At 61.3% G+C, this 19,107-nt stretch carries 19 protein-coding genes and 1 tRNA gene; 17 read left to right on the top strand and 3 right to left on the bottom strand.

Annotation, left to right across the window (positions count from 1 at the left end):
* Positions 1 to 7: 7 nt before the first annotated feature.
* The 15 genes from PH603_RS03715 to PH603_RS03645 all read left to right on the top strand — a co-directional run bounded on the left by PH603_RS03715 (position 8) and on the right by PH603_RS03645 (position 10,511).
* Positions 8 to 166 (top strand): hypothetical protein, encoded by a 159-nt coding sequence (locus PH603_RS03715; RefSeq protein ID WP_289504595.1) that lies wholly within the window; start codon positions 8 to 10, stop codon positions 164 to 166.
* A gap of 23 nt (positions 167 to 189) precedes the next feature.
* On the top strand, positions 190 to 744 hold the full coding sequence (gene dcd, locus PH603_RS03710; RefSeq protein WP_289504594.1) for a dCTP deaminase: 555 nt from the start codon (positions 190 to 192) through the stop codon (positions 742 to 744).
* A 4-nt stretch (positions 745 to 748) separates the two neighbouring features.
* The gene (locus PH603_RS03705) at positions 749 to 1,534 is read left to right on the top strand and encodes an FkbM family methyltransferase (RefSeq protein WP_289504593.1); all 786 of its coding nucleotides are present in this window, start codon (positions 749 to 751) and stop codon (positions 1,532 to 1,534) included.
* Positions 1,535 to 1,634: 100 nt separating this feature from the next.
* Positions 1,635 to 2,918, top strand: a complete 1,284-nt coding sequence (murA, locus tag PH603_RS03700; protein ID WP_289504592.1) for a UDP-N-acetylglucosamine 1-carboxyvinyltransferase — start codon at positions 1,635 to 1,637, stop codon at positions 2,916 to 2,918.
* Between the two features lie 51 nt (positions 2,919 to 2,969).
* A complete protein-coding gene (locus PH603_RS03695) occupies positions 2,970 to 3,413 on the top strand; it encodes a DUF2948 family protein (protein WP_289504590.1) in 444 nt (147 codons plus the stop codon).
* A 27-nt stretch (positions 3,414 to 3,440) separates the two neighbouring features.
* A complete protein-coding gene (gene hisG / locus PH603_RS03690; protein ID WP_289504589.1) occupies positions 3,441 to 4,106 on the top strand; it encodes an ATP phosphoribosyltransferase in 666 nt (221 codons plus the stop codon).
* On the top strand, positions 4,090 to 5,394 hold the full coding sequence (gene hisD / locus PH603_RS03685) for a histidinol dehydrogenase (RefSeq protein ID WP_289504587.1): 1,305 nt from the start codon (positions 4,090 to 4,092) through the stop codon (positions 5,392 to 5,394). Before hisG ends, hisD begins: the two co-directional genes overlap by 17 nt.
* Positions 5,395 to 5,892: a UPF0262 family protein gene (locus PH603_RS03680; RefSeq protein ID WP_289504586.1), complete on the top strand. Its 498-nt coding sequence runs from the start codon at positions 5,395 to 5,397 to the stop codon at positions 5,890 to 5,892.
* Positions 5,889 to 6,320, top strand: a complete 432-nt coding sequence (locus PH603_RS03675) for an arsenate-mycothiol transferase ArsC (protein WP_289504585.1) — start codon at positions 5,889 to 5,891, stop codon at positions 6,318 to 6,320. The genes PH603_RS03680 and PH603_RS03675 overlap by 4 nt, the downstream gene beginning before the upstream one ends.
* A 184-nt stretch (positions 6,321 to 6,504) precedes the next feature.
* The gene (infA, locus tag PH603_RS03670) at positions 6,505 to 6,723 is read left to right on the top strand and encodes a translation initiation factor IF-1 (protein ID WP_191250466.1); all 219 of its coding nucleotides are present in this window, start codon (positions 6,505 to 6,507) and stop codon (positions 6,721 to 6,723) included.
* Between the two features lie 16 nt (positions 6,724 to 6,739).
* Positions 6,740 to 7,333 (top strand): Maf family protein, encoded by a 594-nt coding sequence (locus tag PH603_RS03665; protein ID WP_289504584.1) that lies wholly within the window; start codon positions 6,740 to 6,742, stop codon positions 7,331 to 7,333.
* Complete coding sequence (locus PH603_RS03660; protein WP_289504583.1) at positions 7,330 to 8,718, top strand: ribonuclease E/G; 1,389 nt, start codon at positions 7,330 to 7,332, stop codon at positions 8,716 to 8,718. Before PH603_RS03665 ends, PH603_RS03660 begins: the two co-directional genes overlap by 4 nt.
* Positions 8,719 to 8,722: 4 nt before the next feature.
* Complete coding sequence (locus tag PH603_RS03655; RefSeq protein ID WP_289504582.1) at positions 8,723 to 8,911, top strand: DNA gyrase inhibitor YacG; 189 nt, start codon at positions 8,723 to 8,725, stop codon at positions 8,909 to 8,911.
* A gap of 122 nt (positions 8,912 to 9,033) precedes the next feature.
* Positions 9,034 to 9,109, top strand: a tRNA-Phe gene (locus PH603_RS03650).
* Positions 9,110 to 9,377: 268 nt separating this feature from the next.
* Positions 9,378 to 10,511, top strand: a complete 1,134-nt coding sequence (locus PH603_RS03645; protein WP_289504581.1) for a DNA cytosine methyltransferase — start codon at positions 9,378 to 9,380, stop codon at positions 10,509 to 10,511.
* A 1-nt stretch (position 10,512) separates the two neighbouring features.
* Here PH603_RS03645 and PH603_RS03640 read toward each other — a convergent pair whose 3' ends face one another.
* On the bottom strand, positions 10,513 to 11,433 hold the full coding sequence (locus PH603_RS03640) for a NotI family restriction endonuclease (protein WP_289504580.1): 921 nt from the start codon (positions 11,431 to 11,433) through the stop codon (positions 10,513 to 10,515).
* Positions 11,434 to 11,926: 493 nt separating this feature from the next.
* Here PH603_RS03640 and PH603_RS03635 point away from each other — a divergent pair, with 493 nt between their 5' ends.
* The gene (locus PH603_RS03635; RefSeq protein ID WP_289504579.1) at positions 11,927 to 14,017 is read left to right on the top strand and encodes a methyl-accepting chemotaxis protein; all 2,091 of its coding nucleotides are present in this window, start codon (positions 11,927 to 11,929) and stop codon (positions 14,015 to 14,017) included.
* 208 nt (positions 14,018 to 14,225) lie between these two features.
* Complete coding sequence (locus tag PH603_RS03630; protein ID WP_289504578.1) at positions 14,226 to 16,682, top strand: methyl-accepting chemotaxis protein; 2,457 nt, start codon at positions 14,226 to 14,228, stop codon at positions 16,680 to 16,682.
* A gap of 31 nt (positions 16,683 to 16,713) precedes the next feature.
* Here PH603_RS03630 and PH603_RS03625 read toward each other — a convergent pair whose 3' ends face one another.
* Both PH603_RS03625 and PH603_RS03620 read right to left on the bottom strand, forming a co-directional pair.
* Positions 16,714 to 17,463 (bottom strand): substrate-binding periplasmic protein, encoded by a 750-nt coding sequence (locus tag PH603_RS03625; RefSeq protein ID WP_289504577.1) that lies wholly within the window; start codon positions 17,461 to 17,463, stop codon positions 16,714 to 16,716.
* Positions 17,464 to 17,559: 96 nt separating this feature from the next.
* The gene (locus tag PH603_RS03620) at positions 17,560 to 19,104 is read right to left on the bottom strand and encodes a class I adenylate-forming enzyme family protein (protein WP_289504576.1); all 1,545 of its coding nucleotides are present in this window, start codon (positions 19,102 to 19,104) and stop codon (positions 17,560 to 17,562) included.
* Positions 19,105 to 19,107 lie beyond the last annotated feature (3 nt).

The following is a 19,107-nucleotide window of genomic DNA, read 5'->3' as shown; positions in this document are numbered from 1 at the left end:
TTGAGCCATGAGCACTGCAGACAAGCCCGATGCAAAAGCGCCTCTTTCGCACGTCGCCCGCGAGGCCGCCGAGCGTGAAGCCCGGCTCGCCGAAGCACTTCGGGCCAATCTCCGGCGCCGCAAGGAACAGGCGCGCGACCGCGACGACGCGGACGACGCCCAGTAAACGCCTATACGGGGGGAATATCGATGGCCATCATGTCGGACAAATGGATCCGTCAAATGTCGCTCGAGAAAGGCATGATCGAGCCTTTCGCCGATCGCCAGGTGCGCGAGGGCAACATTTCCTATGGTCTGTCGTCCTACGGCTATGACGCACGCGTATCGCGCGAGTTCAAGATTTTCACCAATGTCGATTCGGCGGTGGTGGACCCCAAGGATTTCAATCCCAAAAGCTTTGTGGACCGCGACACCGATGTGTGCGTCATCCCGCCCAACAGCTTTGCCCTTGCCCGCACGGTTGAATATTTCCGGGTGCCTGAAGATGTGCTGGTGATCTGCCTTGGCAAATCCACCTATGCGCGCTGCGGCATCATCGTGAATGTGACCCCGCTGGAGCCCGGCTGGGAAGGCCATGTGACGCTCGAATTTTCAAACACCACGCCGCTCCCTGCCAAGATTTACGCCAACGAGGGCGCCTGCCAGTTCCTGTTCCTGCAGGGCAACGAGCCCTGCGAGGTGAGCTACAGGATGCGTGCCGGCAAATACCAGGGTCAGACCGGCGTCACCCTGCCGAAACTCTGACATCATGGATGAAACCTCCCTCCTCAGCCTGAAGGCTGCTGCAGACGCGCGCGACCTGAATTATGGCGGGCTCCTCGAAGACATTCTCGAACTGGCCTATACCGACATTCTGAAACCGGGGGACCGGGTGGTGGATGGCGGCGCCCATATCGGGCGTCACCTTTTCCCGATTGCCAAGCTGGTCGGACGCTGGGGCCATGTCCATGCGGTGGAGCCCTTGCCATGGCTCTACGATCGATTGGGCCGCGAACTGAAAAAGCGCCATCTCCACAATGTCAAACGACACAGGGTTGCCCTCAGCCACAGCCGCGGCGAGGCCTCGTTCGTCGCCTTCCGCGACTTCCCGGCCTATAGCGGGCTCGAGCGGCGCCAAACGCCCTTTGACGATGCCGAAGGCGGCCGGGAGACGATCACCGTCCAGAAAGTCCTGATGGACGATCTGGTGCCGCGCTTCTTCGGCAAGGTGGCCTTCATCAAGCTTGATCTTGAAGGCGGTGAGTTTGATGCCCTGCGCGGTGCCACCCGCACCCTCACAAAGTCCCGCCCCTTCCTCGCTTTCGAATGCGGCCGGCAGAGCTCGGGCAATCTTTACGGCTTCAACCGCGACGATTTCTTCGGTTTCTTTGAAACGCACGGCTATGCCCTCTATTCCGTCGGCGGGATGCCCTTCACGCGGGACGACTGGTCGTCGCCGAGCGTCTGCTGGGACTATTTCGGCGTGCCGGTTGAGCGCACCGATATTCCACCCCGCTTGCCGCAATATGCGATAGAAAGGCTCGCCAGCCTCTGACACGGCTGGCGGCCCCGCTTCCGCCCTTGCGCTGCCCCCGTCCTGCCGCTATGTCGGGGCAAGGTGCGCGTCGCCAATCAATCGCGCGAGGAGAAGAAACGTGGAAAAGCTGGTCATCAGGGGCGGAAAACGGCTCGAAGGGACAATCCCGGTGTCGGGCGCCAAGAATGCCGCCCTTCCCCTGATGTGCGCGCCGCTCCTCACCGATGAGCCGGTGACGCTTGAGAACCTCCCTCGCCTCGCCGATATCAACACGCTTGCCGATCTTCTCAATCACATGGGCGTGGCGATCACCATCGCTGCCGGCCAGGGCGGGCGCATCCGCGGCCGCAGCCTCACTTTCTCGGCCGCCGAGATCAACGATACGGTCGCGCCCTATGATTTCGTCCGCAAGATGCGCGCCTCGATCATCGTGCTCGGGCCCCTTGTCGCCCGCGCCGGCGAGGCCATCGTCAGCCTGCCCGGCGGCTGCGCCATCGGCAACCGGCCGATCGACCTGCACCTGAAGGCGCTCGCCGCCCTCGGTGCCGAGATCGACCTTGAAGAAGGCTATGTGCGCGCCTCCGCCCCGCGCGGGCTGACAGGCGGCCTGATCCGCTTCCCGTTTGCCTCGGTCGGTGCCACCGAAAACGCCCTGATGGCCGCCACCCTCGCCAAGGGCACAACGACCATCGAGAATGCTGCGCGCGAGCCCGAGATCGTCGATCTCGCCAAATGCCTGAATGCCATGGGTGCTAGGATCACCGGTGCGGGCCATGAAACCATCACCATCGAAGGGGTGGACCGCCTGCATGGCTGCACCCATACCGTGATGCCCGACCGGATCGAGGCGGGCTCCTATGCCGTCGCCGCGCTCATGACCGGCGGCGATGTCTTTCTGGAAGGCGCCGTTGCCCACGACATGGGCGCCATCCTCGACAAGCTGCGCGAAGCCGGCGGCATTGTGGAAGAAAAGGCTGACGGCGTGCGCGTGAAGGCGGGCGCGGGTGGCATCAAGGGCTTCAATATCGTCACCCAGCCTTTCCCCGGCTTCCCGACCGACATGCAGGCCCAGTTCATGGCGCTCGCAACCGTCGCGGACGGTGCCAGCATCATCACCGAAGCGATTTTCGAGAACCGCTTCATGCATGTGCCGGAACTGTGCCGTCTGGGTGCCGATATCACCGTGACCGGGGCCAGCGCCACCGTGCGCGGCGTGCAGAAGCTGAAGTCCGCCCCCGTGATGGCGACCGACCTGCGCGCCTCGATGGGGTTGGCGCTTGCGGGCCTCGTGGCAAGCGGTGAAACCACCGTCAACCGCCTCTATCACCTCGACCGCGGCTACGAGCGGCTCGAAGAAAAATTGCGCGGCGTTGGCGCCGATGTTGATCGCGTGCCCGGCTGACCCTACATTCACCGGCATTCGACGCGCTTAATTCAGGAATTTTTTGGCCGAATGCCCGAAACTTTGAAACTCAGGATCACCGACGGGAAGGACCTGTCCGTCGCCTCCGCGCTGATGCAAGACTGCGTGGTGGCTGCCGTTGACATGGCCTTTGATGCCACGGCCCGCCGCTTTGCCCTCATCGGCAACCGTTACCGCCACGAGGCCGCGCCCGGCCTCTTCTCCCGCCTTGTAGGCGCGAAGGGGGAGCGCGTGCGCACCGGCCTCCATCTGAATGATGTGACGGCGGCAACGACGAAGAATATCGCCCTTGGCGACCCCGATGCCGTTGGCGCCCTTCTCGCCATCGACGCGCAAGCGATTGACGAAGCCTTCGAAATCGTGCTGACCTTCGCGGGTGGCTCCTCGGTGCGCCTGAAGGCCGATTGTATCGACGGGATCATGAGCGACCTTTCGGAGCCATGGCCAGCCGGTGCCCGCCCGAACCATGATTGATTGACTGAACGGATTGGAAGAGCCCCTATGGCCGCCCCGGAAAAACTTGTCCTCGCCCTCCCCAAGGGCCGCATCCTTGATGAAGTGATGCCGCTTGTCCGCGCGGCCGGTATCGAGCCCGAAGCCGCGTTTGACGACCCGAAATCCCGCCAGCTGGAGTTCGCGACGAACGTGCCGGGGCTTTCGATCATCCGCGTGCGCGCCTTCGATGCCGCCACCTTTGTGGCGTTCGGCGCAGCCCATCTCGGCGTCGTTGGCAACGATGTGCTGACCGAATTCAACTATGCGGACCTCTATTCGCCGCTTGATCTGAAGATCGGCCATTGCCGCCTGTCGCTCGCCATGCCGGTCGAGGAAGCGGACGATGACCCGCGCGCCCATTCGCACATCCGGGTCGCCACCAAATATCCGAACCTTACCCGCGCCTATTTCGCCGGGCTTGGCGTGCAGGCTGAATGCATCAAGCTGAACGGCGCGATGGAGCTGGCCCCTTCTCTGGGCCTTTCCAAACGCATCGTGGACCTTGTCTCCACCGGCGGCACGCTCAAGGCCAACGGCCTGAAGGAAGTTTCGGTGATTGCCGACGTGTCCTCGCGGCTTGTTGTCAACCGCCCGGCCTTCAAGACGCGCCCGGCGGCGCTCAGCCACTGGATCGAACGTTTCAGGGAGGCAGTTGGTGGCGCGGCGGCTTGATATCCACGAGCGCGAATTCGAGGCGCATTTCCGCACGCTTCTGTCGCTGAAGCGCGAAAGCGCGCCGGACGTGCGCGATACGGTTGCCACCATCCTTGCGGACGTGAAGGCGAACGGTGACGCAGCGCTTGCCGCCTATACCCGCCGCTTCGACCGTTTCGATGTCGAAACAAATGGCCTTGCGATTACATCTGCCGAGCTTGACGCTGCAGTTGAGGCAGTGGACGCCGATACGCTTGCAGCACTTCGCGTGGCCGCCAGCCGCATCCGCGCCTATCACGAACGCCAGCGCCCCGCCGGGTTCAGCTTCACGGACGAGGCCGGCATCCATCTGGGCGAGCGCTGGACCGCCGTGGACGCCGCCGGGCTTTATGTGCCGGGGGGCCTCGCCAGCTATCCATCCAGCGTGCTGATGAATGCGATCCCGGCCGCCGTTGCAGGCGTCGGGCGCGTTGTGATGGTGGTGCCGACGCCCGAGGGCGTAACCAACCCCCTCGTGCTCGCTGCCGCGCGCGAAGCAGGCGTGACCGAGATTTACCGCGTGGGCGGCGCACAGGCCGTTGCAGCCCTCGCCTTCGGCACCGCGACGATTGCCCCGGTGGACAAGATCGTCGGCCCCGGTAACGCCTTCGTGGCAGAAGCCAAGCGGCAGGTGTTCGGCACGGTCGGAATCGATTCGATTGCTGGCCCGTCGGAGATTCTCGTCGTTGCAGACAACCGCAACGACCCCGCCTGGATTGCGGCTGATCTCCTGTCCCAGGCCGAGCATGATACCGCCGCCCAGTCGATCCTGATCACCGATGACGCGGCCTTTGCAGATGCCGTGGCCGCCGCCGTCGAGGCACATCTCGCCACCCTGCCGCGTGCCGCCATCGCCCGCGAAAGCTGGGAGACGAACGGCGCCATCATCACGGTTGAAAGCTTCGATGCCGCCCTGCCGCTCATAGACCGGATCGCCGCCGAGCATCTGGAGCTTGCCATCAAAGGGGCCGAGGCCTTTGCCGCCCGCGTGCGCCACGCCGGCGCCATCTTCATCGGCCGCCTGACGCCCGAAGCCATCGGCGACTATATCGCCGGGCCGAACCATGTGCTGCCGACCTCGCGCACCGCGCGTTTCTCGTCCGGCCTTTCGGTCTATGATTTCATGAAGCGCACCACCTTCGTGCAGATGAATGACGAAGGCCTCAGGGCCATCGGGCCGTCTGCCGTGAAGCTTGCCGAAGCCGAAGGGCTTGGCGCCCACGCGCTGTCGGTTGCCATCCGGCTGCCGGAAAAACAGGGAGGCTAGATGGCAGATCGCCGGCTCATCGATGTCACGCTAGACGATTCGACGGTCGCCCGTTGGAGCGCCGATGTCGAGCATGAGCGCCGGATTGCCATCTTCGACCTTCTGGAGGAAAACAGCTTCTCCCTCCTGAAATCCGCAGACGAGACTTACGAAGGCCCCTACAAGCTGCATCTTTCCACCATCGAAGGGCGGCTGGGGTTTGATGTGCGCGCGTCCGACGGGTCGGACCTCATGAGCTTCCGGCTCGCCATGACGCCCTTCCGCCGCATCATCCGCGAATATTTCGCCATCTGTGACAGCTATTATGAAGCCATCCGCTCGGCCAGCCCGTCGCAGATCGAGGCGATCGACATGGGGCGCCGCGGTGTCCACAACGAAGGCAGCGAGCTGTTGCGCGAGCGCCTCGACGGCAAGATAGAAATCGATATGCAGACGGCCCGCCGCCTGTTCACGCTGATCTGCGTCCTGCACCTGAAGGAAGGCCGAGGCCCGCTATGACATTCCTGCACCCGAAAAGCGTCCTTTTCGTCTGCAACCAGAATTCTGTCCGGAGTCCGATGGCCGAGGCCATCACGCAGAAGCTGGCCCGGCGGCGCATGTTTGTCGAATCGGTTGGCCTGATCGCGGGTGCCGCCGACCCCTTCACCGTATCGGTGATGGCGGAAGACGATATCGATATCGCCGACCATGCCCCGAAGACGCTGTCTGAAGTCGATCCCGCCGATTTCGACCTAGTAGTGGCGCTGACGCCCGAAAGTCATATGAAGCTCGCCCGCACGCTTGGCGCCGATAACCCGAAGCTCGAATATTGGGCAACGCCCGATCCCGGTGACGCCGAAGGCCACCGCGACCGCGTGATCGACAGCTACCGGCTGGTGCGCGACCATCTCGAAGTCCGCATCGCGGATCGCTTCCACTTCACTTAATTTCCGTGACATCCGGGCCACACTTTTCGGCACTCATCTATCGTTGATGCAGGCAGCCTGCGGCGAAACGCGCCAAAAATGTTGCATTTCTGCCGCGATCGGATCATGTATGTGCCGCGTTTATGAAACTTGAACGGCGTGGGCCTGGTCCCAGCGCCGTTATTGGCACTGTCCAGGAGCAAGAATGGCTAAAGAAGAAGTCCTCGAGATGCGTGGTACGGTAACCGAGCTGTTGCCGAACGCCATGTTCCGCGTAAAGCTTGAAAACGACCACGAGATTCTCGGTCACACCGCCGGCAAGATGCGCAAGAACCGCATCCGCGTTCTGGCTGGCGACGATGTCCTCGTCGAGCTGACCCCCTACGACCTCACCAAAGGTCGCATCACCTACCGCTTCAAGTAACGGGCCGCATCCGGCTATGCCGCCGCGCTTCATCCTTGCGTCGGCCTCGCCGCGTCGTCTGGCCCTTCTCGCCCAGATCGGGGTGACGCCTGATGCCGTCGCCCCTGCCGACATCGACGAAACGCCGATGAAGGGCGAGCTGCCGTTGCCCCATGCCGAGCGACTGGCCGCCGAAAAGGCCGCCGCTGTCGCCGCTGGTGAGCCCGGCACCATCGTGCTCGCCGCCGATACGGTCGTGGCGCTTGGCCGCCGCATCCTGCCGAAAGCCGAAGACGAGGCCACTGCGCGCGCCTGCCTGAAGGCGCTTTCGGGCCGCCGCCACCGCGTGATCACCGGCATTTCGCTCGTCACCGCCGATGGCAAGCAGCGCACCAAATCGGTCACCACCACGGTTGCCTTCAAGGTGCTGTCGCCGGCCGAGATCGACGCCTATATCGCGGGCGGCGAATGGCACGGCAAGGCCGGCGGCTATGCGGTGCAGGGGCATGGCTCCACCTTCGTGCGCTTCCTGTCGGGCTCCTACACTGCTGTCGTGGGCTTGCCGCTCTTTGAAGTGAACGGCTGGCTTGTCGCCCACGCGCCCTACACACTCAACGGAATATCCGAATGACTGCCTGCACCCTGATCGAAGCCGGTATCGGCGAATGGCGTAGCGCTGTGATCGACGAAGACGGCCTGCCCGTCGCGCTCGATTTCCATGCCGAGGCCGCGCTCACCCCGCTTCACGCCATTTTCGACGCACGCGTCACCAGGCTCGATACCGCCAGCGACATCGCCTTCCTTGACCTTGACGGCAAGCGTTCGGGCATCCTCAACCTGCGCCGCGCCAAGCTGATCGTCGGCGGCGGCGCGCAATCGATTAGCGACTGCGTGGCAGAAGGCGAACGCCTCCGCGTGCAGGTGGTGGCCGAGCCCTCGCTTCTGGATGACAAGGCCTTGCCCGTCACCCCCCGCCCGCGCCTTACCGGCCGCTATGTGGTGGCGGAAGCCGGCGCGAGCCGCCTGAATTTCTCGAAAGACCTTGGCCCCAAGGCGGTGAAGGAGCTGACCGAGCTCCTGGCCCCCATCGCCGATGAGGTGGCACTGGTGGTGCGCAGCCGCGCCGGCAGCGTGACGCCCGAAGCCGTTGCCGACGAAGCCCGCTGGCTCGCCGAAGCGCTGACCGCACCCCAAACCGAAGGCCTTGTCTTCTCCCTCGCCCCTATCGAGCAGGCCTTGCTGGCCGTCGACGACGGCGACACCCCGGTCCTCCTCACCGATATCGATGCGCTGCATGCAGCCCAGGGCCTTGCCCGCAACCGCTGGCCCGACCTGTTCCGCCGTGTCGCCCTCTATGAAGGCGACCATCCGGCGTTTGAAGCCACGGGTGTGGAGGAAGCCATCGACGAGGCACTTGCCGACCGCATCGAGCTGCCCTCAGGCGGCTGGATCGGCATCCACCCGACCCCCGCCATGACCGCGATAGACGTGAACATGGGCGCCGCCCTGCAGGGCCGCCGCGCCGTGGATGCCAAGCTGCAGGTTAACCTTGAAGCCGCGCAGGCCGTCGCCTTCCATCTGCGCTTCCAGGATATCGGCGGGCTTGTCGTCGTCGATTTCATCGATATGGGCGCCAAGGGCCACGCCGCCGAGCTGATGGCCGCGATGGACGACGCCTTTAAGGCCGATACCGTGCCCGTGCAGCATACCGGCATCTCGACCTTCGGCCTTGTGGAAATCGCCCGCAAGCGTACGGGCCTCAGCCTGCGGGACCGCCTGAGTGTTGCCCGCAAGCCCGCGATGCGGGCGCAAGGCGCCGCGCTGAAGCTGCTGCGCGAAGCGCGCCGCACCGGCATGGGCAACACGCCCGGCCTGATCGAGATCCGTGCCGAGGCTTCGGTAACCGGCTGGCTGGAAGCCCGCCCCGCGCTTACAGAAGCCCTCAGTGCAGCGACCGCGCGGCAGGTGAAGCTGACCACCGCCACGCCGGGCGGCGTGGCAATCGTGAAGGAGTGACCCGATGGCCGATGGAAAATGCCCCGAATGCGGCAAGGCAACTGTCGATACCTATAAGCCCTTCTGCAGCAAGCGCTGCGCCGACCTCGACCTCGGCAAATGGTTCAACGAGGACTATGTGCTGCCAGCAAGCCAGGATATCGATCAGGGCATGGAAGACGACGGCGAGGACAGCGAGCCCACACGCCACTGAAAGCAGCGGCCACGGGCGCGGCATTTTTTTGAATCCAAGGCTGGACAGGCCGGATAAGATTGGCTACAAGCCCCTTCGCTGACTGACGGACGCACCTTGGCGCCCGCTCAAAATGCCCAGATGCCCGGGTAGCTCAGTTGGTAGAGCAGCGGATTGAAAATCCGCGTGTCGCTGGTTCGATTCCGGCCCCGGGCACCATCAAAAAGGCCACCCCTTACGGGTGGCTTTTTTTATGCCTTTCGCGGGTCACTCCGATCGAACCGGAGTTCCGTCGCAGAACAAATCGGTACGGACGTGAAGGGCAAAGTGTTGATCATATTGTACTAGAATAGCCACCCGGAGGCTTCGTCTTTTGTTCTATTTTTGTTCTTGATCCGAGCGGGCTATCACGATAAAGAAGATCAGGAAACTTTTCATGATTCTTCCGATTTGCTAGGTTGGCTTAACTGAACTCAGGGGGCTGAATATGGCGCTTCAAAAATCCGCTATCGATCTATTTTGTGGCGCCGGCGGCCTCTCTGAAGGATTTCGCCAAGCGGGTTATCATGTTCTAGCTGGCAACGACTTATTTCCCGCAGCCGGAGAAACCTACAAGCTCACACACAAGGAAGCCGAGTTCATCGATCGTCCCATTCAGGATGTGACCGCCAATGATCTGCTAAAGGCTGCTGGCCTAAGGAAAGGTGAGCTTTCAGTGCTTTTGGGCGGGCCACCGTGCCAAGCCTATTCAGTGTATAACCACCAACGCGGCATGCATGACGAGCGGGCGTCCCTGTTTAAAGAATATCTCAGGATTGTTGAGGGAACCGCCCCCGAATGGGTGGTGATGGAGAACGTCACAGGCATCACCAGCATCGCTGGTGGTGGTGTCGTCGAAACGATCAAAGCCGAACTACGCAGGCTCGGCTACCACGACATTGATTCCAAGATATTGAAAGCGGAGGACTATGGTGTTCCACAGGAGCGCCGCCGCATTTTCTTCATTGCCAACAGGCTTGGAATTCCTGTTTCCTTCCCAAACCAAACATACGGCAATGGCGGCATCCCCTTCACCAGCATCTGGGATGCCATTGGCGATTTGCCTGAGTTAGAAAATGGGGAAAAGGGCATCGGCCTTGGATATGCCTGTAGGCCCCTAAATGCCTATCAGGCAAGCCTCCGCGAAGAGGCATCAGCACTGTTCAATCACTCGTCACCGAAGCTCGGCGCAATTAATGTTGCACGGATGAAGCATATTCCAATCGGTGGGTCGTGGCGCGATATCCCATTGGAACTGTTGCCGGAGGGTATGAAGCGGGCCAAGCGGAGCGATCACACTAAGCGCTACGGGCGTATGCGCCCTGATGGTCTATCCTGCACCATCCTGACAAAGTGCGATGTGCACTGGGGTGCATATATCCACCCCTTCCAAGACCGCGCAATTACGGTCCGCGAAGCTGCCCGCCTTCAAAGTTTTCCCGACTTCTTCGACTTCCAAGGCTCACAGACTGAGCAATATGTTCAAGTCGGCAATGCTGTGCCACCGCTGCTTGGCCGGAGTGTAGCGTTGCAGATTTTGGAAATGGAACGGGCGCAAACGACCGGCATTGCGGCTGAATAATTTAACGCCTCAGGAAAGCCCCAATGGCGCCTTCGTAGACACCCATGTCAGGCAAGTTTCTGGGGGAGGTAAACGCCAAGGCGACCTGATCAACCGTTGTGGTGAATTGGCATGCAAAGGCAAAATCTCGTCTGGCAGTCTCCGCATTCGGTTCGCCAAGCGAATAGCTCCTGAACGTGATCGTTCCTGCACCCAAGGGGTAGTCGTGCAGATTATCCCCTAGCCGCACACGGATGCGCTCTAGAACTTGCTGAGGGCAAACAAAAAAGAGACCCTTTGTACACTTTGGCTCACGGCGCAGAACATGCCCCTTATAGATGAGCTGTGGCAGGATGCGTTTATTTACGTTCTCCCAATTCAAGCCGCTGTTACTGTACCCCAGCTCGCGGCCTTGCTTATCATGAAAGGGCTGGCCTAGAAAAAAGGCCCTAGACTGGTCGGAATAATTTCCGGTCGTGTCGATAGTCTGAACTTCGAGCGCCGTCATCTGCTCCAAGTCGCCCTGAGCGGTCAGTTTCGCCAGCACCCAGTCGACATAGAATTTCCCTTTTTCGGCCTGTGTGCTTCCAGGTGGAGTAGGCAGTGGGAGCTCACGCCCCCAGCGGTGCCCGAATGCCACCACCTCATTTCCATTCAGCTCCCTGAACTGTTGTCGGTTTTTCCATTCATCCGGCTTAATAACTTCAATACCTTGGCCAAACGCCTCAACGCCAACATCGGTGAGCAGACGGTAGCTATCCGCATAGAGACGGTTAGGGCAGCAAATGACCGGATCACCGCTTGTCTGCCGGACCGAGCAGGCACCATGGTTCGGCTTTGAACAGGCACTTTCGATATAAGGGCAAAGCTTGTTGTCACTAAATTGTTTGGCAGCTGGATCCAGAGGTTTGTGGCCAAAAAACTCTATGATCTTCAACGCCATAACTTGCTCCCTGAAAGGTTATTGAAGCAGGATGCAGTATCAACGCACGGTGTCAATCATGGATCGAAAATGTAGATCACATTAACGGCCACTCAACACAGATTATTAGGCGGTCGACAAACTAACAAACTTAGAGTGGCACATTAATTCTATCCGACGGCCTGCATTTTCAGCAGCACCTTCCAAACACTGGGCGCCTGCAACCTGAGACATTGTGCCCCTAGAAAGAACAGCTGAGATGTTTTCAGACACGCAGGGGATAGACCGACCACTTCTGCGCAACATGCTACCATGCCACCTCCCCCGTGCATCGCAACACCATTACCCCCCAACCGGTTACTGTTGATCACCTGCCCCTGCTGCCGGTATCATGCCGTCTTTGACGTTTCCTTGTTCGTGCGTTTCGCCCCCCGTGCCTGTTGCCGGGGAAGGTGTGATCCGGGCGTCGTCCCATTGCGGTGCCCCTCCCTGAACCGACAGGAGGCCATCTGTGTTGTCCCGCTTCGATAAACTGAGCATTTCCCGCCGCATTGCCGCTGGCTTCGGCGCTGTTATCGCGCTTTTCTTCATTGTCACACTGGTCGCGAGCCTCGAGCTATTCACCGGCCGCTATGCCTTTGCTGAATATCGGGCAACAGCTCGTCAGGCAGTTCAAGCCGGGCGCGTGCAGGCAAATCTGTTGCTTGCCAGGATCGCCGCCAAGGATTTTCTGATCGCTGCATCAGATGACGCAGCGAACCGGGTAAAGGACCGAACCGCCCAAACGCTTGAAGCGCAGCAGGAGCTGATGGCGATGATGGAGGGCTCGGCCCACAGCGGATTCGTTGCAGAGGCAGGAAACGATATTCGCGCCTATTCGGAACATTTCGAACAGATCACCTCGCTGGAGCGCGAAAAGCACGTGCTGGTGTCCGAAAAGCTGGACCGGCTGGGGCCGGACCTGCAATCCGGGCTCCTGTCGATCGGTGAAGCCGCCCGTGTTGCCGATAACATGGCGCTGATGATCGCCGTCAACGAAGCCCTGTATCCGATGATGATGATGCGCCTGCATGCCAACAAATATCTGCTTTCGGGCAATGAGCATGATTACACGCAGGCCATGCAGCATGCCGCTGCCGCCGGCGAAGGGCTTTCCGATATCCCTGCAGCGCCTGCCGCTTCCCATCACCGGGATGCAGTCACGGCACTGGATAGCTCGCGGCGGGACTATACCGAGACGTTTCAGCAGCTGAAGGGGCTGACGGACACACGCAATGATGTTGTGAGAAATAAACTTGATGTAACCGGGCGGGCGGTGGCCGATGACCTTGAAGCCTTCAAGCTGGATATCAAGAAAGAGCAGGATACCCTCGGCCCCGAAACTGACGCCGCGCTGCAGTTCGGCCTGATCTTCACCATCATTGTCTCGCTGGTTGCCATCGGGCTTGGTGTTTGGGCAGCCGTCTTTATCGGGCGCGGCATCGCGCGGCCCATCGTGGCGATCACGGGGGATGTGGATGCGCTGGCCGCCGATAATCTCGATATCCATGTCTCCGGCCGCAACCGGGCGGACGAGATCGGCAAGATGGCGGCGGGGCTTGAGATCTTCCGCGAAAAACTTCTCGATAACCGCCGCATGGCAGAGCAGGAAGCCGCGCGAGCGGAAGAAGAGCGTCTCCGCAAGATCGCCGAGGAGGAAACACGGGCCGAGCGCGAACGCGAGAAGGAAGCGCAAATGGAGGCCGAGCGCAAACGGCAGGCCTATATCGATGGCCTGATCCGCGATTTCGACAGCGCGGCAATGGCGCTCCTCTCCACGCTTGGTCAGGCCGGGCGGGAGCTGCAGGAGACTGCCTCGCTGATGTCCTCGACCGCCGAGGAAACCGGTACGCAGGCCACCACCGTGGCATCCGCCGCGCAGCAGACAGCTGCCCATGTGCAGGCCGTGGCGACAAGTGCAGAGGAACTGAGCGCCTCGATCCATGAAATCAGCCGCCAGGTCAGCCGCAGCAGCGAACTGGCGCAGGTGGCGGTGGACGAAGGCCGCAGCGCCGACGCCGGCATCAAGGGCCTTGTCGAAACGGCCGACCGCATCAGCAATGTGGTGCAGCTGATCAACGATATCGCCGAACAGACGAACCTTCTGGCGCTCAACGCGACCATCGAGGCCGCGCGGGCGGGCGATGCCGGGCGCGGCTTTGCGGTGGTGGCAAGCGAGGTCAAATCGCTGGCCCAGCACACTGCGAAGGCCACCGAGGAAATCACCACGCAGGTTTCGGAAATCCAGGCCGAAACCCAGAAGGCCGTCTCCTCGATCGATCGCATCAACCGCACGATTGCCTCGATGAATGAAATCTCGTCGATGATCGCAGCAGCCGTGGAGGAACAGGGGGCAGCCACCAACGAGATCGCAACAACCGTGCAGCAGACCGCCGCCGGCACCGATGACGTCACCTCGAACATCCAGGGGGTCAGCGAGGCGGCGCAGACGACCGGATCAGCAGCCACGCAGGTTCTCTCTTCCGCCAACCGGCTGGTCGATCAATCGGGCAGCATGAGCAGTACGATCTCGACCTTCCTCGATAATATCCGCAAGGCATCATAGGGCGGCGTCTGCCGAAGCCGAAAACTCCTTATCCGGGTATCGCCGGAGTCGCCCGCAGTCGGCGCGATTTTGCCAATAACGCGTAAAATGACCGTTCAATTGGCCATTTTTTCGCGTCATTAGCCCGAATTGACGCCTTTCGGCCGGTAAACTTGACTCAAGCTCACAATCGGGCACCCTACAGGTTTGGGATATAAGGAGTTGTATTATGCGCTTCTTGGATGACCTGTCGATCCGGTCCCGTTTGCTGCTGATCGTCGGCCTTGCAACAGTGACCATTCTGCTGTTCAGCGTTCCCAGAATTTTTGAAGCCGTTGAGACCCGATCCCGCGCCACTGTCACGATCAGCGGCGTGGAGCTTGCGGAATCCGCCAGCGCCCTTGTGCATGAATTGCAAAAGGAACGGGGCACCAGTGCGGGCTATATCGGCTCGCGCGGGAACGGCAGACTGGCCGACAACCTGACAAGCCAGCGACGCGAAACCGATACGCGGCTTGAAAGGCTCATTAACAGCTTTGGTCTCAATCCGGTGGCGCAGCACTATTCGTTGCTCGTGATGGAAATCCGCAGCGAACTCGACAAGATCGACACCGTCCGCGCTGATGTATCGGCGCTCAATCTCAGCGTTCCCGAGATGGCCGGCTATTATACCGGCACCATCGGCAAGCTTCTCAGGCTTTATGCCGACACGATCAAGGATAGCGCAGACAGCGAGATCACGGTGCGTGGTGCCGCACTTCTGGCGCTTCTTGAGGCCAAGGAACGGGCGGGGCTTGAACGCGCCATGGGCGCCTCCGGCTTCGGTGCCGGCAGCTTTTCACCGGAAATCGCCCGCAACTTTACCAGCATGATCGCCCAGCAGGAGGCTTTCCTCAGCTTCTTCCGCGCCATGGCCGATAAACAAAAGGTCCGGCAGCTGGACGCTGTTCTGGCAAGCCCTGAAGCCGGCAAGGTGAATACCCTGCGCGCCACAGCCCTCGCCAGCTTCACGTCAGGCGACACCGGCGGCGTCACCGGCGCCGACTGGTTTGAGGCAGCAACAGACAGGATCGACCGTCTTTACGAACTCGAAAAGTCCCTCTCGGGTGAGCTTTCTGCATTGGCCGCAGAACGGAGTGCCGCTGCCGCAACCGCCCTCCTCTGGACCGCTGCTTTCAATATCGGCACCATGCTTGTCATGATCGGCCTGTCGCTCATTCTCAGCGAAAGCATCCGCCGTCCCATCTATAGCCTGATGGGAATCACCAACAAAATCTCGGCCGGAGAGTTCGATACGGTTATCCCTTTTCAAAGACAGAAGAGTGAGATCGGCTCCTTTTCAAGGAACCTCGACACCTTCCGCAACAACCTCAAGGACATTGAGGAAATGCGGCAGCAGAAACGCGAAGAAGACATCCGCATCGCGCAGGAAGAACAGCGCCGCGAGGAAGGCGAAAAACGGGCCGAGCTTGAAGCCAAGATGGCAGCCCAGAAAGCTGCGAGCGAACGGCAGGCCGCAGTAGCCGAAAGCCTTTCCAAGCTTGCCAACCTTGTCGAAAACGAACTTAGCACCATGGTTGCCTCGATCGTCGAGGCATCGAACACCGCCGCCCGCACAGGCACACGCCTGTCGGACGCCACCACCAGAATGACCGACGTGATGGACACCGTGAAATCCGCATCAGGCACGGCACTGGGCGACGCGCAGGCCATTGCGGCAGCATCCGAAGAGCTTGATGCCTCGATCCGCGAAATCTCGGTGCAGGTGCAACGCTCGCAGGAGCTGGTCAGCACCATGACCATGGAAGCCGAAGATGTCAGCCGCTCGCTCGGCGGGCTTACGTCGGCAGCCGAACATATCACCGATGTGGTCACCATCATCGGCGACATTGCCGACCAGACAAACCTCCTCGCCCTCAATGCCACGATCGAGGCCGCCCGCGCCGGGGACGCCGGCAAGGGCTTTGCGGTGGTTGCCAGCGAAGTGAAAGGCCTCGCCAACCAGACCGCGAAATCGTCCGAGGAAATCCAGGGTCTGGTGCAAAGCATGCTGGGCGAGGTGGAAAAGGCTGTGTCGGAGGTCAAGAAGATCGTCGGCCGTATGAGCCATATTGCGGAGGCGAGCAGCGGCGTGGCATCCGCCATCACCCAGCAGTCGGCCACCACGCAGGAAATCAGCCGGGCCACCCAGTCCTCAAGCAAAAGCGTCGAGAATGTCTCCACCAAGATTGGCGACATGGTGGATGAAGTAGCCGCGCTGGACAGCATCGGGGCGGAAATCGAGGCCATCATCCGCGAAATCGAAGGCGGCATGACGACGCTGAAATCCAACCTCGAGCATGTGATCGAGGACAACCGCGCCATGTCTGACCGGCGCGGTGCCACACGCCATCCGCTTGCCCGGCCTTATCCTGAAGCACAGATCACCGACCCTGACGGAAAATCGCACACCATCAGCATTCTCGACGCTTCGGCAACCGGCATCCGCGCAGAAGGGATCGCTCCCCTCGCAGCCAAGGCGAACGATGCGGTCGATCTTTATTATGACGGCAAGTTCGCCGCCGCCCGCGTTGCCTGGGTTGAAAACGGCCAGCTTGGCCTTGCGTATCTGGATACTGCGGAAGCCGCGATGCTGACCCGGTCGCTGCAATATGCGATCGATGAAGGGGCCGTCTCGGCCGCGTAGCAGAACACCCGGCCTCATCCGCGTCGGGTGGTCAGTAGCGCGCGTAAGCCGCCTCGCGGACGTCATCGAGGCCCGCATTGATTTCGTTGAGGCGCGCGATGAGATCAGTCGACATGGCGGGATTGCAGCCCATGCCGATTTCCGTGTGGGTCAATTGCAGGGCAAGCTCCAGCGGCTCATGGCCCGAGGCCGCCACAAGGCGCGGCGTATCGCGCGTGCCATAGATCAGGAGCTGCGCGCGACCTACAAACAGAAGCTCCAGCATCTTGGCGGTCGTATCCACCTTCACGGATTCAATACCGATACTGTCAACATAGCTGGTCACCGCCACCTGGTTGCGGGTGACGATCAGATACTGTTTCAGGTCATCGACTGATGTGACGGTGATTGGCGAACCCTTCAGCTTGAACACACCCCAGCCACCGGTAGAGATCGGCTTCACCCAGGCAAAGCGATCGGCCCGCTCGGGCGTATGGTTCATGATGAAGAAGCAGGCCGCCGGGTCTTCGTCGACCGCTGCAAGCGCACGCTCGATAGGCATCTGGACAATATCGTAGGAAACCCCGGCCCGGCGCAGCAATTCGGTGACAATGTCGTGACCAATGCCCCGATACTCGCCCGTTGCCGCGTCGCGCATCGAATGCGGCGGATTGTGCGCGGTATAAAGAGTGATCTCGGTGAGCGGTGCTGCATCATCCGCGCGGGCAACGCTCGCCCAGAGGCCGGCAACAATAACTGCCAGTCCTTTCACTGCATTCTGCATCATCGTCCGTCTGGTCATCCCAGCCCCCGGTTCCGATTGTCCCCTGCCTACCCTTCTGGCGGCGCGGCGGACCATGATCCAAGACGGCGGCGGCGTCAAGACGGCAGAATCCGCCTACTGGAGTGCGGCCTTCATCACCTTGCCCGCGGGGGTCAGCGGCAGCTCGGCGTGGAACTCGATGATGCGCGGCACCTTGTAGTCGGCGAGATGGTCGCGGCAATGGGCGATCAGCTCGTCGGCAGTGGGGGCAACACCGGGACGCGGAATGATAAAATATTTCCCGACTTCGCCCAATATGGCGTCCGGCACCCCGATCCCGGCGGCGATCATCACGGCCGGATGGTCGGCGAGTACATTCTCGACTTCCACAGGGTAAACATTGAAACCGCCCTGGATATACATCTCCTTGCGCCGGCCCTTCAGGAAGATGCGGCCGTCCACATCGCGGTAAGCGAGATCGCCCGTGCGGATCCAGCCGCCGTCGATGAAGGTCTCGGCCGTGGCATCGGGAAGGGCGTGATAGGCGGCGATGACCGCGTCCCCGCGCATCTGCAGTTCACCGATCTTGCCGGGGGGCAGCAGCGCGCCATCCTCACCCGCAATCCGCGCTTCAAAGCTGCCAAGCGGGCGCCCGATAGAGGCGGCGATATGGTCCGCGCTTTCGCCCGGATCATTCATCACGACGATGCCGGATGTTTCGCTCATGCCGTAAACATTCATGATTTCGGCATGCGGGAAGCTCGCACGCATCGCACCGATCAGTTCGTGGGTAGGTGCTGCCGCACCGACAAGCGCGAGGCGCAGGCCGCCCATATCGAGCGTCGCGAACGCGGGCTGCGCCAGAAGCAGCGTATACATGGTCGGCACCGCCCCCAGGACGGTGATTTTTGTGCGCGACAGAAGGTCGATCAGCAACGCGGGCGAGAAGCCGGGAATGAGGTGCATCTGTGCCCCCGCCACCAGCGAGGCCATCGCCCCGCACACGAGCCCGCCCACATGATTGAGCGGCAGGACAAGCGGCAGGCTGTCGGCGCGGCTTAGCCCCGTATGCTGCACCTGGGCGTAGGCCGAGGCAAGAATGCTGCGGTGGGTGAGCGTCGCCCCCTTGGGGCGCCCGGTGGTGCCGGAGGTATAGATGATCATGCAGGGCGTGGCGCCGTGCACACCAGCATCAGCGGCAGCGATTGCTGCAACGTCCGGTGCCTTTGCTGCAAGATCGTGGAAGGCAAGCGATGCAGCATCGCCGATCACGATCACGTCGCGAAGGGACGGCACCCGCGCCTTCAGGCCTTCAAAAAGCGCCGCGTAGTCGACCTCGCCAAAGGCTTTCAGCGTCACCACACCGCGAGCGCCCGATTGCCCAAGGATGAAGGTAATTTCATCGGGCTTGTAGCGCACACTGAGGCCAACTGCGGTGAGGCCGAGCTTGCAACAGGCGATGAAAGCGACAAGCCATTCAGGCTGATTGAGCGCGAGAAGACCGACCCGGTCACCCGGTTTGTAGCCAAGTGCAAGAAGCGACGTGGCGAAGCTGTCAACCGCCTGTTTGATGCGGGCATGGCTCCAGCCGTCTTCGCCCAGATACCAGATGACATGATCGGGCGATGCGGCGGCGCCTGCCTCGATATGGTCGTGAATCCGCTCGTGAATGCTGTGCAAGGT

This window comes from Gimibacter soli, assembly GCF_028463845.1.
In the GTDB taxonomy this organism is placed as follows: domain Bacteria; phylum Pseudomonadota; class Alphaproteobacteria; order Sphingomonadales; family Kordiimonadaceae; genus Gimibacter; species Gimibacter soli.
The sequence above is the reverse complement of the archived record's forward strand: the minus strand, read 5'-3'. Positions and strand labels throughout refer to the sequence as shown.